The organism is Legionella resiliens (assembly GCF_021344005.1).
GTDB lineage: Bacteria > Pseudomonadota > Gammaproteobacteria > Legionellales > Legionellaceae > Legionella > Legionella resiliens.
On the sequence record NZ_JAJTND010000004.1, the window covers coordinates 1,046,630 to 1,063,094 of the forward strand.

The following is a 16,465-nucleotide window of genomic DNA, read 5'->3' on the forward strand; positions in this document are numbered from 1 at the left end:
ACAATAAAGAAGAACTCTAAAGACAATTTTTAAACTTTTTATTGCCTTATCAATACCGTAAGATTATAAATTATTTAGCTTAATGATATTGAAAGAATTCTAAGCTCAATGAAAATATGAGGGGGTTTTTGATAAAAATAGATCAACAAGTCCTATAATTATAAAGAATTATTTTTGTTTACTGTAAATTTTCTGTTTAATTTGTCCACAATTTATAGTAAACTATTCGGTTAATTTAACTCTTGTAACGAGAATAAAATGGCTCTATCTATTGTGCAGCAATCACTAACTTTTGACGATGTCCTTCTTATTCCTGCCCACTCTTTGATATTACCTAAAGATGTGTCTTTAAAAACAAAATTAACTCGTGCGATTAGCTTGAACATTCCTCTTGTATCAGCAGCCATGGATACTGTGACCGAGGCTCGCTTAGCCATCGCTTTAGCGCAAGAGGGTGGTATCGGTATTATTCATAAGAACATGGCAATTATGGCGCAAGCTGATGAAGTCCGAAAAGTGAAAAAGTTTGAAAGTGGTATGGTGAAAGACCCGATTACAGTGACTCCTAATATCACAGTAAAAGAATTACTTGAGGTAATGACCAAATATAGTATCTCGGGGGTTCCTGTAGTTGATGGTGAAAATTTAGTCGGTATAGTAACCAGTCGAGACATCCGTTTTGAAACCAATTTATCTTTGAGCGTTGAGCAGGTAATGACTCCTAAGACAAAATTAGTCACTGTGAGGGAAGGATCAAGTCGTGAAGAGGTACGCAGTTTATTACATAAGCATCGTATAGAAAAATTGCTTGTAGTTAATGATGCGTTTCAATTACGTGGATTGATCACGGTTAAAGACATACAAAAAGCCAAAGAAAATCCTTATGCATGTAAAGATGCTGCAGAACAGTTGCGAGTTGGTGCAGCTGTTGGCGTAGGTGAGGGTACTGATGAACGTATTGAAGCATTAATTGAAGCGGGTGTTGATGCGCTTGTTGTTGATACGGCACATGGGCACTCACAGGGTGTGCTTGATCGCGTAAAATGGATTAAAAAATACCATCCGAATATAGAGGTGATTGGTGGGAATATCGCTACAGCTTCAGCAGCTCGAGATTTATATGCAGCCGGTGCAGATGCAGTAAAAGTAGGTATAGGTCCTGGTTCTATTTGCACTACACGGATTGTAACTGGCGTTGGTGTTCCTCAAATTACTGCGATTGCAAATGTGGCACAAGAACTCAAAGGAAAAATCCCAATAATTGCTGATGGTGGTATACGTTTTTCTGGTGATGTGTGTAAAGCGCTTGCTGCAGGTGCAGATACTGTAATGCTTGGAAGCATGTTTGCAGGTACGGAAGAGTCCCCAGGAGAAATCGAATTATATCAAGGTAGAACCTATAAAAGCTATCGTGGCATGGGCTCAATTGGTGCTATGGCTTCATCACAAGGTTCTAGCGACCGTTATTTCCAGGATGCCTCATTAGGTTCCGAAAAATTAGTTCCAGAAGGAATTGAAGGACGTGTTCCTTATAAAGGATTGGCGCAAACAATTATTCATCAATTGTTAGGTGGTTTGCGTTCATGTATGGGATATACAGGATGTGAAAATATCGAACAATTACATACTAAGACTGAATTCGTACAAGTGACTAATGCAGGAATGAGGGAGTCACATGTTCATGATGTAAGTATAACAAAACAGGCACCAAACTATCAGGTGGATAATTAATAATGAGTGATTTAAAACAACATCCTTTGCTGATCCTGGATTTTGGTTCTCAATACACACAACTGATCGCACGGCGTGTGCGCGAATTAGGTGTCTATTGCGAAATCCATCCATTTAATATAACACAAGAACAATTTGCAGCTCTAAATCCTTGTGGCGTTATTTTGTCTGGTGGTCCAGCAACTGTAACCCATGATGAGAATCCACGTGCACCCCAATGGCTTTTTACTTCGGGCCTGCCTATTTTGGGGATTTGTTATGGAATGCAAACTATGGCAGTGCAATTAGGTGGTGAAGTACAGTCATCTTCAATTAGAGAGTTTGGTTATGCTGAATTGAAATTACATGGTCACAGCCAATTGTTTTCACAAATTGAGGATCGACTTAATTCTGATGGAAATGCTTTATTAGATGTCTGGATGAGCCATGGAGATAAAGTGACGAAATTACCTCTCGGTTTTAAGGTAATTTGTGAGACACGTAATGCACCGATTGCTGGAATGGCTGATGAAAGCCGTCACATGTATGGAGTACAATTTCATCCGGAGGTAACGCATACACTACAAGGAATGCGCATTTTATATCGTTTCGTTGTTGATATCTGTAAGGCGTCGACTAATTGGACGTCTGAACTTATTATTGATGAAGCAATTAATAAAATCAGAGCTCAAGTAGGAACTGAGAAGGTATTGCTCGGTTTGTCTGGCGGGGTGGATTCTTCTGTTGTCGCTGCTTTATTACATAAAGCGATTGGCAAACAGTTGGTTTGTGTTTTTGTAGATACCGGCTTGTTGCGTTTTAATGAAGCAAGTGAAGTTATGGAAATGTTTGGCAAGCACATGGGTCTTGAAGTTATTTCAGTTCGAGCGGAAGAAAAGTTTTTGCAAGCGTTGAAAGGTGTGACCTGTCCAGAAGAAAAAAGAAAAATTATTGGCCGTACTTTTATTGAAGTCTTTGATGAAGAAGCACTAAAAATTCCTGGGGTTTCGTGGTTGGCGCAAGGAACAATTTATCCTGATGTTATTGAGTCGGCAGCAACGAGCACGAATGGTGCTTCAGTTGTAATTAAATCCCATCATAATGTGGGTGGTTTGCCGGAAACATTGAACTTGGGATTACTAGAGCCTATTCGTGAATTATTTAAGGATGAGGTGCGTAAAATAGGTCTTGAGTTAGGTCTGCCTCACGATATGGTATACCGTCATCCGTTTCCTGGACCAGGCTTGGGTGTGCGAATTTTAGCGGAAGTTAAAAAGGAATATGCAGATATTTTACGTCGAGCCGATGCTATTTTTATTGATGAATTAAGGAAGGCCGATCTTTATCATAAAGTCAGTCAAGCTTTTGCTGTATTTTTGCCTGTTAAAAGTGTTGGTGTGATGGGTGATGGACGTAAATACGATTATGTGATTTGTCTTCGCGCTGTGGAGACAATTGATTTTATGACAGCGCATTGGTCCCAATTGCCTTGGGATTTTCTAGGCCATGTATCCAACCGGATTATTAATGAAGTAGAGGGAGTATCTCGTGTAACTTACGATATTTCCGGTAAACCACCTGCTACGATCGAATGGGAATAATTGTAGCCTGGGTGCAGCGAAGGAGAACCCGGATTTCGCTTCGCTGCACCCAGGCTACGTTTTAAAATTTTTTGAAAATGAATGATCACTATTGGATGCAAAAGGCATATGCTCAGGCTATTCTCGCCCAAGAGGAAGGGGAGGTTCCTGTTGGCGCCGTATTGGTAAGTAAAGACAATCAGTTATTAGGTTTTGGACGAAATTGCATCCAAACCAGTCACGATCCCTCAGAACACGCCGAAGTCCGTGCAATTAGACAGGCATCGCAACAACTAAAAAATCATCGTCTGTTAGACACGACACTTTATGTGACTCTTGAACCATGCGCTATGTGTTCTGGACTTATTGTGCATGCACGAATTAGAAGACTGGTTTTTGCAACTAGAGATTTTAAAGCGGGTGCAGCAGGATCTGTCTATAACTTATTACAGGGTTATCCTTTGAATCATAAAGTTCAAATTGACGAGGGAATAATGCAAGCGGAATGTGCTTTATTACTCACAGAATTTTTTCAGATACTACGATAAATTTTTGAGGGCTGCTCTTCTATTTGAGAATAATGGTGCATGGGGGTTGCCTTCAGGTATTTATAAAAGCAGAAAAATTAATCACTCGGAACTGATAATGAGTATAATTTTGAATGTTAAATTTTTCTTTATTTCAGTTTAGGTTGGCTCTTTTTTGGGCCTTCCTGTTGGTCTTTCAATACGGACGGACCCTTAAAAAATCTCAATGTATCTTTTTCCACGGGTGCTAATTTTTTATCAAAATCCAGAATTGCCTGATAAAATTCGGTAGTTTCTGGTTTTTGTAATTTTTTGGGATTACGAATTGCTTTCTCGGCAGCTGCTTGAATTTTTAGATATTTTGCAGCCGGACTTAAAGCAGGGTCGATAGCAATTTTATAAATACGCGCAACTCGATGAGGAACAGTTTTCTCATGGCCATCAACAATAATTGACTTGCCTCCTCCAAGTCCAAAGAAGCCAGTACTCCATATTCCATTTTTTATTTCATTTTTGATTAGATCAATTACAAAACTATTAAAAAATGCATGGTATTTCTTATTAGGGATATTTCGGGGTGCATAAGTCCCAACGATATCTGGTTTTGATTCCCAAGGAGCCTCTACTCTTTGTAATTGGTTCGCTTCATTTAAGAAGTAAAAATTGATTTGTCCTCGTTCATAATAAGGTTTAAATTGCTCCCAATAGCGGTAAAGAAAACGAAGTTCTGCAAAAGTTATCTTGTCAAATTTTTTCTCAAAACACATCTTATAATCTATTTTATTTAAAACAAAATGCAGTTTATGCTCATCGTTTAGCGTCCAAAATACTCCCATCTTGGACATTTTCTTAATGAAGGGTACATTCTCTTCAGGTAGTCTTGAGGGAGAGAACTGGTCTATCTCAGGTCTTAAAAGACTGGCATAAGATTTAAATGTTTGTGCTGGGGTATAAAAGGGATTGGATGGTTTTGCTAAACGGGGATCGAGTAATGAATCAAGAAAGGGATCAATAGTCGCATGGAATACGTCATCAACCCTGGTAGCGAAATCGTGTTTCCCTTGTTGTCTCAAAAAATGAAATAAACTAATACGCGAACCGCTTATTCCATAAACCAGATCTCCCTCTTCAAACCCATCCAATAAGACATCCAAGCTGTCCTCTAAAACAGTAGGAATAAATTCTTTCCAATACAAGGGGTAATGAGGCAAAGAAGGTTCACTCATGACTTCTACAACATGATGATATTCGTCTTCTATTTTTTCAGGGACTTCATCTTCGTCACCAAGATTTTCCAAAGTAGCATAGCTTTTTCTTAGCTCTTCAATTTCATCGATCTTAGAGTCCTGATAGAACTTCAAATATGAAGCCAGTCTTTTTTTTTTCATAAAAATTTAAAGAATAAATTGTTTTTTATACTATAGATAATTTATGGTCGAATTGCAAAACTAAAAGGCATCTTGAGTATGTGAAAAAAATAGTTCCTCTATCTTTTACACAATCTGCATTTTTTTATTAATATCACTTTACTTTGAACTAATTTGTAATTCATGAATAAGTTTTTGTTTTAAAACTTCTTTCTCATCATTATTTAGTGACTGATTTTGTGGATTTGTAATATAAAAAGTATCTTCGGCACGTTCTCCAGCAGTCACAATTTTTGCGTTATGTAAGTGAACATTTAGAGTTGAAAAAACTCTACCTATTGTTGCCAATAATCCAGGTCTATCTCCAGTGACTAAAAATAAACGAGTTTGATTGTAAGAGAGATCATCATTGTAATGGATTTGAGTTTTGACATTAAAATGTGCTAAAGCACGCGAAAGTCTTTTTCGTGCTACAACGGGCAATTGTTCAGTTTTTGCTAAGTGAGTACATAGAGCTTGTTGAATATCATGAGAGCGTTGTTTATCAAAAAATGCCTGATTTTGTTCATCTAAAATAATATAGGTATCCAAATCATATTGATTATCACAGGTAAGAATCATTGCTTCCTGAATGGTGACATTGTGATTGCTCAAAACAGTGGTTGCTATAGCAAATCGATCATCTCGGTGAGGCATGTAAATGAAAACCTCGGTTCCGCCCAGGCTGTGGTGAGGCATAATCATGACGAGGGGGAATTTAGTGCAAGCCAGTATCGCTTTGGTATGGCGTGCTATGATTTCAGGGGACTCATGCAAAAAATATCTTTCCTTGAATTGCTTCCATAAATTTTCTACTATTTTTGCTGCAATACCTTCTGTAACCAATATAGATAATGCATATTGTTTGCGTGCTTTGATGAGAGCAGTTTCATCTATTAACTCTTGCTCTTTATGTAACATATGTTTGGCAGCACGATACAACTCTTTAAGTAGAGAATCTTTCCAGGAGTTCCATAAAGTGGGATTGGTTCCACAAATATCAGCCACGGTTAGCAAATACAGATAATCGAGGTAGTGGGGCTGGGGTAAAAGTTGACAAAAATTTTTAATGGTATTGGGGTCATAAATATCTTGTCTTTGTGCTGTTTGTGACATGATGAGGTGATTACGCACAAGCCAAACAAGTAAATCACTGTCCTCTTTTTCAAGATGGTGATTTTGTGCAAAATATGCTGCTTCAATTGCCCCTAATTCCGAATGATCACCACCTCGTCCTTTAGCAATATCATGAAATAATGCACTTAAGTAAAGTAGTTCAGGCTTGTTTAAAGTTTGCATTATTGGGACACAGAGGGGAAATTGTTCAGCATAGTTTTTTTCTTTGAAGCGGGACAGATTACGAATTACGAATAAAGTATGTTGATCTACGGTATAAACATGAAATAAATCATACTGCATTTGTCCTGTTACCATAGCGAAACATTCAAGATAATGCGCTAGAACACCGTATCGGCTCATTCGATGTAATGCCTTATAAGGGCCCTCTGCTGTTTTAAGAATATTCATAAACAATTCTGTCGTTTCTGGAGATGCTTTAAAGCGTTTATTCATCAGGTAGAGTGATTCCCTAATTAATCGAATAGTATTTGCTCGAACTCCTTCAATATCAGGCCGTTTTGCTATCCAAAGAAATAGTTTTAATAGTGCCTGGGGATGGTGAATGAACACGCGAGTATTCCTTACTTCAATGTAATTGTTGGATAGCTGAAATTCATTATCCAGATGAAACAGTTTTTGCCTTGGGGAGTGGGCGATGGTTTCATCAAACCATTGTAATAACATCTCATTGAGTTCTCTATTACGTTTAATTACTTTAAAGTAATCCTTCATGAATTGTTCTATGGCTAATGAATGGGGTTTATCTTTATAACCAAAAAACTGAGCTAGTTTGATTTGGTAATCAAAGGATAAGCGTTCTTCTGCTTTTTCAGCTAATACATGTAAAGCAAAACGTACGCGCCAGAGAAAATGCTGACAGTAAGTAAGTTTTTCGTATTCTTTATCAGTAATGAATCCATAGTTTATGCCGTCAGCTAATTTTTTAATGTTAAAATGGCGTTTACCAATACTAAGCAGGATCTGTAAATCACGCAGACCACCAGGACCATATTTTACATTAGGCTCCAAGTTATAAGCTGTTTCACCGTACTTGGCATCACGTTTTTTTTGTTCTTGAAGTTTCGCTAAAAAGTAATCTTGGCTGGTCCACATGTGTAAGGGATGGATTTGATAAATTAATTCCTCCATTAAGGCACCGCGACCACATAATAAATACATATCCATGAGACTGGAAATTACTGTGACATCTTGACTCGCTAGTTCCGCACAAGAAGAAACACTAGTGATTTGATGGCTTAGATCCAAACCTACATCCCAGCAATCCTGGATAAAGTTTTGTGCACGATGCAATTGTGATTTAGAGACTCTATCAGTATGCAGCAACAATATATCAACATCGGAATAGAGTTGCAGTTCTCGACGTCCATAACTGCCAAGAGCTAGAAGACAAAAAGCATCATGATCCAGTTGATTCTTAGTAAATAAACTAATAACCAAATCATCAATGAAGCTAACTAATTTACGAGTTATGGTGGTGATATTGGTTTTATAATCGAATTCTTCGCGAAGTTTTTCTTTGAATTGTTTCAGGTTATTTTTAAGATGTTGCAGTCCTAGTATCATTCTTTTTTTTTCTGCATCCTGCTTCTGGGAAAGGAGATGAGCTTTTGTATGTTTACTTTCGTTCTTCATCGCGCAGAGTCAAAATTTCTACACCATCATCGGTAACCAATAAGGTATGCTCCCATTGGGCTGAAAGGCTATGATCTTTAGTGACTACAGTCCATTGATCAGGCAATAAGCGGGTATGGTGTTTACCAACGTTGATCATAGGTTCTATAGTAAAGGTCATACCTGGTTCCAATTTCATTCCTGTTCCGGGTATTCCATAATGCAATACTTGAGGATCTTCATGGAAGATGCGTCCTATACCATGACCGCAATAATCACGGACAACCGAACAACGATTTTTTTCTGCATGTTGTTGTATGGCATAACCTATATCACCTAACTGTACTCCAGGTTTTACCATGTCAATTCCAATAAACAAACACTCATGAGCCACCTGAATCACATGTTTTGCTTTAACTGATGGTGCACCAATAACGAACATTTTACTGGTATCCCCATGATAGTCGTTTTTAATTACCGTGACGTCAATATTAATTATGTCTCCATCCTTTAAGACTTTTTTTCCTGGGATCCCATGACAAACCACATGGTTTACTGAGGTACAAATAGACTTTGGGAAACCATTATAATTTAAAGGGGCAGGAATTGCTTTTTGGATATTCACAATATAGTCATGACAAATAGTATTCAGTTCGTCAGTGGTGATTCCTTCTTGCACATGAGGACCGATCATCTCAAGAACTTCGCCAGCAAGTCTGCCAGAAATACGCATTTTCTCAATTTCGTCAGGGGTCTTTATAGTAACTGCCATATAAATCCAAAAGTGTTATTTGATTGTCCAATATATTTTGTTCCAATATATATAGTGTAGGTTAAATAAGAACTGCATGTATTAATCATTTTGGAACGAAAAGCATATTAGCATAATTGATTATGCATGTCACCGAATCCCAATTTTAGCGGGTTTTGATTTATTGTTGAGTAAACATGGATGCAACGTTGTTGCATCCATCTTGTTTTTTTATCTAAATAAGAATTTAGGTTGCATTAGGACTACTGCCAGTATGTCTGCGATTTTCTCTCTGCTCCAACATTTTATCTTCAATTTCCAGTTCCTGCTCCGTAGTTAAAAGAATTTGCTGATACCAAAAAGAACCGTATTTTGTGTTGTATTTGGGATCATATTTCTGCGCGCTTTTTCCACTCACAATTTCGGGTTTTACTGCAGTTGGATATTTTCCATTATGATTTGGAACGTAAGCTAAAAAAGAATCATCGGTGTTAGGTGGTGTACTCAGATATATAGTAAATTCGTTTTCTTTTAAAACAACATGGCTTTTACGTCCTGTATTGTTACGTAAAGCCTCTTTAACTAAATCTTGTAGTTCTATAACAGTTCCCTTTTGGGGATCCACAAAACAATCTCTAATCCTTACCCCAGAACTCATTTTCCTAAAAACCATACCAACAGGAATTGATAGATAAATCATAGAACCTCCATATAAGGCCAAGCAATCACTCAAGTGTACCATGAAGATCCATAGTTTCTATTTATTTGTCATGAAATTTTGTTGCGCTTACTTTCATTTCGAGTACTATACTTTATTAAAAACTGGCCTCTTAACTCTAAGGAAAGAAAATGAAACTCCGCGCACGTGTTTTAATATCTACCTTAAGTTTTCTGCTAAGTGCTTCGGCTTTTGCTTTTGAGGGGCATGGCGGAGGGTATCATGGTGCGCTTCCAAATACTGGGTATCACAATAATGGATATTATAATAACTATTATGGTAGTTATTACCATAACAACGAATGGTATGGAGGAAGTGTAAATGTGAATACCTGGAATGATGGTATTTGGTATGATGATAATTTAAATGATGATACAAATGTGGTTCTGGGAGTACCTAATGAAGGTTATTATGATCCTTCATGCCAAACAATAGATGATTGCAGCTCGGGTACTTGTGTTCTGGTAAATACATGTGATCAAGAATAAGCTTATGCATAAAAAAAAATATCAATGGGCAGTAGTAGGGGCCGGTCCCGCCGGAATCGCAGCTGTGGGCAAATTATTGGATAATGGTATTTTACCAGAGGATATTTTATGGCTTGATCCTCATTTTAAGGTTGGTGATTTTGGCCTTTATTGGCGTAATGTCTCAAGTAATACTAAGGTCAAATATTTTAAAGATTTTTTATCGGCAGTCCATTCTTTTCATTATCAAGAGGCTCCAATTGATTTTCAATTAAATCATTTACCTCTAGATGAAACATGTACCTTGAGTTTCATGGCAGAGCCCTTGCAGTGGATCACAGAAAATTTTTTACAAAAAGTCCAAGCAGTGAAAACAACTATCCATAATATGTTTTTATCTAAGCGGCTATGGTCTTTAAGTTCAGATTCACAAACCTACTACGCTAAAAATGTAATATTGGCTACAGGTGCATTGCCATCAACATTAAATTACCCTGGTGTTAACGTAATTCCTTTTGATACAGCAATTGATAAGGAAAAATTGTCTGCTGTTGTTCAGCGTGATGAAACTTATGGGGTATTTGGTTCTTCTCATTCTTCAATTATTATTTTAAAGCATCTTGTAGAATTGGATGTTAAAAAAATCATCAATTTTTATCGCTCCCCTTGCTGTTACGCTATTGAGATGGATGATTGGATTCTTTTTGATAATACTGGGTTAAAAGGGCAGAGTGCAGCCTGGGCTAGAGAACACATTGATGGAACTTTGCCCACTAATCTTGTACGTTACAATGTCAGTGAACCCAATATCGCACGTTTTTTACCCGAATGTGACCAAGTAATTTATGCAGTCGGTTTTGAGCAACGTAAAACGATTGTTATCGGCGATTATGAAAATTCACGCCATAACCCCTATGTCGGTATTATTGGACCAGGACTCTTTGGTTTAGGTATCGCCTATCCAGAAACAAAGGCAGATGTCTATGGTAATGTGGAATCTCAGGTTGGCTTATGGAAGTTTATGGTTTACCTCAATAAGGTGATGCCCCTTTGGCTTAAGTATCCAACTTAATTTTCATTCGAGCTCTCGGGGATTGATAGGATCATTCTTCCGAGGGCTTTAAGTATGTATGATTTTAAAATACAGAAAAAATACTTTTCAACCTACGTAACACCTACTAAAATGAGTCTCTTTTTAACTTAAAAAATAATAATGCAAAGGATAGGTATATTATTCTGGTTTTCAGTATGTATATTCGTTATGGGATGGCCGAAAAATGCAGAATGTGCACTTGAGCGTGATTTTCAATCTTGGTTTAATGTAACAGCGACTGCTAAGACTCATAGTACGGACAAAATACTGAGTCGTGTGCGATATTGGTTAGAAACACAAGAGCGCTTAGGTGATGACAGCAGTCGCTTCTCACAGATATTAGTACGCCCAGGATTAGGTTATGAATTAACAGAGAATCTGAGTATCTGGGTTGGATATGCCTGGATATATACGGGAAAACCTAATACCGCTAATCCATTTGAGGAAGATCGAATATGGCAACAACTTTTATGGACTAAAACCAATCGGTATTTGACATTCACCAGCCGAACACGTACAGAACAACGATTTTTAGAAAATAATCCTAAAACGGCTTATCGATTCAGGGAGCTTATTAAAATTTCAGTTCCGCTCAAACAATATGCTAAATTTAGTTTTGTTACGAGCGATGAACTGTTTCTTCATAAAAATAATTTTGTGGGTACAAACAGTCGCGGCTTTGATCAAAACCGATTTTTCATAGGTTTGGGTTATAAAATAAACCCAATAGCCACTACAGAAATTGGCTATATGAATCAATACATTCGACGTTTTGGGGTTCCTGACTTTTTAGCCAATATTGCATCAATAAACTTTTCTATGAATTTTTAAAAAGTGAGTTTTTTTCAGGATGAACTTAAGTGAAAAAATTGCAGGTTATTGCAAGTTATCTTGAGTATCATCCTTTAAAAACATTCATCTTAACTTAACGACCGCCAGCACCACCAAGTCCTCCTGCGCTACCAGGTCCCCCAGAGCTACCGCTTCCTCCAGCGCCGCCAACCCCACCGTAACCTGTATTATCTATTTTAGAAGTTTCCCCATGTTTTGGCGCATGACATCCTGTTAATAAAGAAGTTAAAAATAATAACAATAATAGTGCTTGCTTCATGAATGTCCTTATTATATCGATAAAAGAATATAATGTTCCTAGTAAACAAGTATAACTATTTTTTAAATGCGTGCAAAAGAAGGATAACTGATTTAGGGTATAAAGCTTATTTTTTTATGTGCTTTCTTGGTGAAGGTAGTGTAATTCTTAAATAAATTTAGGAGTTCTCGGTCTATGTTGAGGTTTCTGCTTGGTGTGAGCGATAATGCCAAAATTTTGGCAAGGCCAAACAACAAAAGGTTACCCCTATAATGCATAATACACCGCCTGAGATCAGAGCCGTTGAAATGCTAAAACTGGTAGCAATAAATCCAGCGCGTGTATCACCTAATTTAGGGCCACTCAAATAACTGATCATTTCAATCCCGGCTAACCTTCCACGATATTCCGTTGGAATAGTATTATTCCACAAAGTAGTGCGAAATATTCCGCTTACCGCATCAAAAGCCCCAGCAAGTGCTAAGAAAAACAGGACAAACCAAAGGGAACTTGATAAACCAAACCCAATCATTGCTGCACCCCACAAGATAGAGGCAATGGCAATGGCTCTACCATCATGGTTTATTTTTGCAGTCCAACCACCGACAAATGAAATAATCAGTGCTCCTGCAGCGGGTGCTGAATAAAGCAAACCTAAGGTTTTTGCACCGCCGAACGATTGGGCTACAGCAGGAAGTAACGAATTAGGCCACGCAAAAACCATGGCGATAAAATCTACAGCATAGCTTCCTATTAATTCCTGCCGATTAAACGCAAAAGAAATCCCTTGCTTTAGGGAAGATAAAATGGAAGCATGCTCCTGCGTGGCGGGCTTGGGTATTGTATGAATTCCGGCTAAAGTGATTAAAGATATAAAAAATGTAATTAAATCAACCGTATAAGTAACAACTATACCATATTGGGCAATAATAAGCCCAGAAAAAGCCGGTGCAATAATCATACAAAAACTGAATTTAAATGTAGCAAGCGCACCCAGTTTTTTGTAATCACTCGGGTTAACAATTTGTTGCATAATACTATCAAAAGCAGGGCGATGCAGTCCGTTAATCGCAGACATAGAAGCTGAAATGATAAAAATAAGACTTAGGGAGGGATATGTCTGATATGAGTTAAGAGCAAGTATAAAACATCCTCCGGCAAGAAGTAATTCACTAATAATTAATAATCCGCGACGATTGTATCGATCAGCAAATACACCACCAATCAGCGCAGTGATTAATAGAGGCAATAATTGAACCAAACTGAGTAAACCGACCAAAAAAGTTGACTGAGTCATATGATAAATTTGATAGGGCAGTGCGACACTGCTGATCATAGTACCTATAAATGAAATAAATTGACCTAAATAGAGAAATCTGAAGTCTCGATTCTTTTTAAGAAGAGAGAGATCTAAAAACAGGCTCATTTTGAAAATATCCAAATGTGTGGAACGGTAAAATAAAAAGACAAGAAAGATTTTATTCTTTTTAATTGATCCAGTACAGAACTGATTTGTTCTGGGAAAAGCGAGTACTTAAATAGCTGATCTAAGAAGGCTCGGACCCATTATTATGTTTTTTATTTTCTTCTGTATTTTGTGATTCATTTTTTGCTTTATTTTGGGATCCACTTTTTTCTTTATTATGAAGCATCAAAGGCTCAATAAAGCTCACCGGAGTGGAATAGGTCATCGGGATTTTTTCCTCATCAAGTGCTTTTTTAATCGTTGTGAGTACTTCATCAAGTGAACGACGTTGCTGGCTGGGTTCAGGATTTGTCCACCAATATATTGCAAAGTCAACACCATTAGAAGAAAAAGAAACCACATAGACTTGAATGTACTTATCTTTAGAAACCGTTTTACACTGCTCCATAGCTTTTGTAATGACGGAACGAGCTTTTTCTATATCGGTTTCAAAATCAATACTGCAAACAATTTTTTCGCGTCTGAGGGATTCATCAGTATATACCCGAACTATACTCGAATACATTTTAGAGTTCGGGATAAATATCCGTGTACCGTCCGTTTTACGCAAATGTGTATTTTGAACGGAAACACGATGAACATACCCTTGAATATCCTCTTGCCCTGACTCAACCTCAATAAAATCACCAATGCTAAAAGGTTCTCTGAGTAAGATCAAAATGCCAGTAAAAAAATTTTCAAAAACATTTTTAAATGCCAGACCGATTGCGACAGAGGTTAACCCCAAAGTTGCCAAAACATTTGCTGTTGTTACTGAGGGAATTAGAATAGCTGAAATAATTAATATCCCCAAAAACCACACTATGACAATGGTTAATTTATGAAAAATTGTTACTAAATTGGCGCGAATTGCTATTCTCGGTAAAAACGAACTCACCAGACGACTAATTAATTTCGCGAGAAAATAAGTAATAAAGGCAAAAATAATGGCAATAATGAAATTTGGAATAAGCGCAATAAAATTTTGCGCAAATTTATTTAGAGTTTTTAGAATAAGATCTAAATAGTTCATATATCGAATTTCCTTATTCTACTTTAGCTATTTATTGATCAGATTATCAATTTGCCGATAATAAAAGATTTCGAATCGGATTTATTGTAGTGTAGCAAAAAAACTTGAAAGTAAGTAATAAGTACGATCCCGATAAAATTGTGTAATTTGATGATTTATTGCATGTTTGTGTAAAATCAAAGCTTAGTTGTTGCGCTCTCATTTTAGAAACTTCCTTTGGCGGTATTCTTTATTGCACTTGGGATTTTTTATGATTTCTGCTTTTTGTTAGTTTTTGATCCTTTTTCCTTTGAAGGATAGATATCTGCTAAGGAAACGGATGTACCATGCTCTGAGACAATTCGTGCATGATGTCGTCTTAACTCTCGTGGCTCCTCTACGCCACAGGAATGGCAGATGATCCCTACTTCATTGGTGAGATTTTTGACATAATGATAGACGCGAACAGCCTTGTTTTTGGGGTTTAAGCCTCGGGTCAACCATTTGTTATGGGTTGTAATTCCAGTCGGGCATGTATTCTTATGACATCTCAGTGCTTGTACACAGCCAAGTGCGAACATAAATCCGCGCGCTGAATTAACAAAATCAGCTCCAACGCAAAGTGCCCATGCTACCATTCCTGGGGTGATTAATTTTCCGGAGGCAATGACTTTGATTCGATCACGCAAATCATATTCTACTAATTTATCAACAAGAACAGGAAGACTTTCTCTTAGAGATAGACCCATATAATCCGCGAGTGTTAAAGGAGAAGCTCCCGTTCCTCCCTCAGCACCATCAAGGGTAATAAAGTCTGGTGCGTACTCCAAACCGCGTTTGATGATTTCCTCACATAACTCATCCAACCATTCATAATCGCCAAGAACGACTTTAAATCCCGTAGGTTTTCCGGTTATTTCTCTTACATGATGAATTAGATTGAGTAATTCAGATGAATTTGAGATTTCAGGGAAGCGATTGGGGCTAATAGAGTCCTCGTGAGGTTTGATTCCCCGAATTTTAGCAATTTCCTTTGTTACCTTAACAGCGGGTAATATTCCACCTCTTCCTGGTTTTGAACCTTGACTTAGTTTAATTTCAAACATTTTAACTTGAGGATGTGCCGCTGCTTCTTTTAATTTTTCATCAGAAAGGTTACCGTCTTCATCATGGTATCCATATTTTGCGGATCCGATCTGAGCAATCAAATCACATCCACCTGCTAAATGGTAAGGGGATAATCCACCTTCCCCTGTATTGAGCCAACAACCTGCCTTTTTTGCACCATGCGATAAAGCAAGAATTGCATTTTGTGAAATGGAGCCATGACTCATTGCCGAAATATTGATTAATGAGTTTGTTGTATAGGGGTATTTGCAATGAATTCCAATTGTAACCGAATGCGCCTTTACTACATATCGTTTTAGCACAGGAAAAGGTGAGTCAACAAAATATATTGTATTCGGTTTTCGGGCACGAGTAGTTCCAAATCCTATAGTTGTATCGGTATTCTTACTTGCTTCATAAATCCACGTACGTTCGGTACGATTGAAAGGTAACTCTTCCCGGTCGCGAGTAAAAAAAAAGTGTCTTAAATAGACCCCTAATGATTCAGAGATATAACGCACATAGCCTATGAGAGGAAAGTTTCTTAATATAGTATGTTTTGTTTGGAATATATTCCAAATTCCTAAAAAAATAAGGAATACGAGAAAACTAGCAAATAATAATCCTAGTGTTGTAGAGAAATGGAAATAAGATTCTTTCATAAATTCGCAGCATCCCAGCCAAAGCAAAACCAGAATACACCACAAAAGTATTTTTCAGCAACTCCCACTTAAATCATGAATAATACTCATTTAAATTAAGTGAGATATAAAGGAACAGAGTGGATT

The 16,465-nt window shown here is 37.4% G+C and carries 14 protein-coding genes; 6 read left to right on the forward strand and 8 right to left on the reverse strand.

All coding sequences use genetic code 11. From position 1 onward, the window contains the following. Positions 1–258: 258 nt before the first annotated feature. The 3 genes from guaB to tadA all read left to right on the forward strand — a co-directional run bounded on the left by guaB (position 259) and on the right by tadA (position 3,838). The gene (guaB, locus tag LXO92_RS10030) at positions 259–1,731 is read left to right on the forward strand and encodes an IMP dehydrogenase (protein ID WP_182352534.1); all 1,473 of its coding nucleotides are present in this window, start codon (positions 259–261) and stop codon (positions 1,729–1,731) included. A gap of 2 nt (positions 1,732–1,733) precedes the next feature. Beyond that, entirely contained in the window at positions 1,734–3,311 is a 1,578-nt protein-coding gene (gene guaA / locus LXO92_RS10035; RefSeq protein ID WP_232890886.1) for a glutamine-hydrolyzing GMP synthase, read from the forward strand. A gap of 77 nt (positions 3,312–3,388) precedes the next feature. Then, positions 3,389–3,838 carry a tRNA adenosine(34) deaminase TadA gene (gene tadA, locus LXO92_RS10040; protein ID WP_232890887.1) on the forward strand — a complete coding sequence of 150 codons (450 nt, stop codon included), beginning with the start codon at positions 3,389–3,391 and terminating at the stop codon, positions 3,836–3,838. Positions 3,839–3,966: 128 nt separating this feature from the next. Here the strand turns inward: tadA and LXO92_RS10045 are convergent, their stop codons facing one another. The 4 genes from LXO92_RS10045 to LXO92_RS10060 form a co-directional block, all read right to left on the reverse strand. Next, on the reverse strand, positions 3,967–5,205 hold the full coding sequence (locus tag LXO92_RS10045; RefSeq protein WP_232890888.1) for a hypothetical protein: 1,239 nt from the start codon (positions 5,203–5,205) through the stop codon (positions 3,967–3,969). Positions 5,206–5,343: 138 nt separating this feature from the next. After that, entirely contained in the window at positions 5,344–7,926 is a 2,583-nt protein-coding gene (gene glnD, locus LXO92_RS10050; RefSeq protein ID WP_232890922.1) for a [protein-PII] uridylyltransferase, read from the reverse strand. Between the two features lie 52 nt (positions 7,927–7,978). Then, complete coding sequence (gene map / locus LXO92_RS10055) at positions 7,979–8,746, reverse strand: type I methionyl aminopeptidase (RefSeq protein WP_232890889.1); 768 nt, start codon at positions 8,744–8,746, stop codon at positions 7,979–7,981. Between the two features lie 226 nt (positions 8,747–8,972). Further along, on the reverse strand, positions 8,973–9,425 hold the full coding sequence (locus tag LXO92_RS10060; RefSeq protein WP_182352540.1) for a permease: 453 nt from the start codon (positions 9,423–9,425) through the stop codon (positions 8,973–8,975). Between the two features lie 149 nt (positions 9,426–9,574). Between LXO92_RS10060 and LXO92_RS10065 the strand changes: the two genes are divergently transcribed. The 3 genes from LXO92_RS10065 to LXO92_RS10075 all read left to right on the forward strand — a co-directional run bounded on the left by LXO92_RS10065 (position 9,575) and on the right by LXO92_RS10075 (position 11,834). Continuing rightward, the gene (locus tag LXO92_RS10065; RefSeq protein ID WP_182352541.1) at positions 9,575–9,931 is read left to right on the forward strand and encodes a hypothetical protein; all 357 of its coding nucleotides are present in this window, start codon (positions 9,575–9,577) and stop codon (positions 9,929–9,931) included. A 4-nt stretch (positions 9,932–9,935) separates the two neighbouring features. Further along, positions 9,936–10,982 (forward strand): FAD-dependent oxidoreductase, encoded by a 1,047-nt coding sequence (locus LXO92_RS10070; protein WP_232890890.1) that lies wholly within the window; start codon positions 9,936–9,938, stop codon positions 10,980–10,982. A 189-nt stretch (positions 10,983–11,171) separates the two neighbouring features. Further along, positions 11,172–11,834: a DUF2490 domain-containing protein gene (locus LXO92_RS10075; RefSeq protein WP_232890891.1), complete on the forward strand. Its 663-nt coding sequence runs from the start codon at positions 11,172–11,174 to the stop codon at positions 11,832–11,834. Positions 11,835–11,928: 94 nt separating this feature from the next. Here the strand turns inward: LXO92_RS10075 and LXO92_RS17185 are convergent, their stop codons facing one another. The 4 genes from LXO92_RS17185 to LXO92_RS10095 all read right to left on the reverse strand — a co-directional run bounded on the left by LXO92_RS17185 (position 11,929) and on the right by LXO92_RS10095 (position 16,339). Then, entirely contained in the window at positions 11,929–12,114 is a 186-nt protein-coding gene (locus LXO92_RS17185) for a hypothetical protein (protein ID WP_182352908.1), read from the reverse strand. A 172-nt stretch (positions 12,115–12,286) separates the two neighbouring features. Then, positions 12,287–13,519: an MFS transporter gene (locus LXO92_RS10085; RefSeq protein WP_182352544.1), complete on the reverse strand. Its 1,233-nt coding sequence runs from the start codon at positions 13,517–13,519 to the stop codon at positions 12,287–12,289. 121 nt (positions 13,520–13,640) lie between these two features. Then, complete coding sequence (locus LXO92_RS10090; RefSeq protein ID WP_182352545.1) at positions 13,641–14,591, reverse strand: mechanosensitive ion channel family protein; 951 nt, start codon at positions 14,589–14,591, stop codon at positions 13,641–13,643. 248 nt (positions 14,592–14,839) lie between these two features. Next, complete coding sequence (locus LXO92_RS10095; protein WP_182352546.1) at positions 14,840–16,339, reverse strand: FMN-binding glutamate synthase family protein; 1,500 nt, start codon at positions 16,337–16,339, stop codon at positions 14,840–14,842. Positions 16,340–16,465 lie beyond the last annotated feature (126 nt).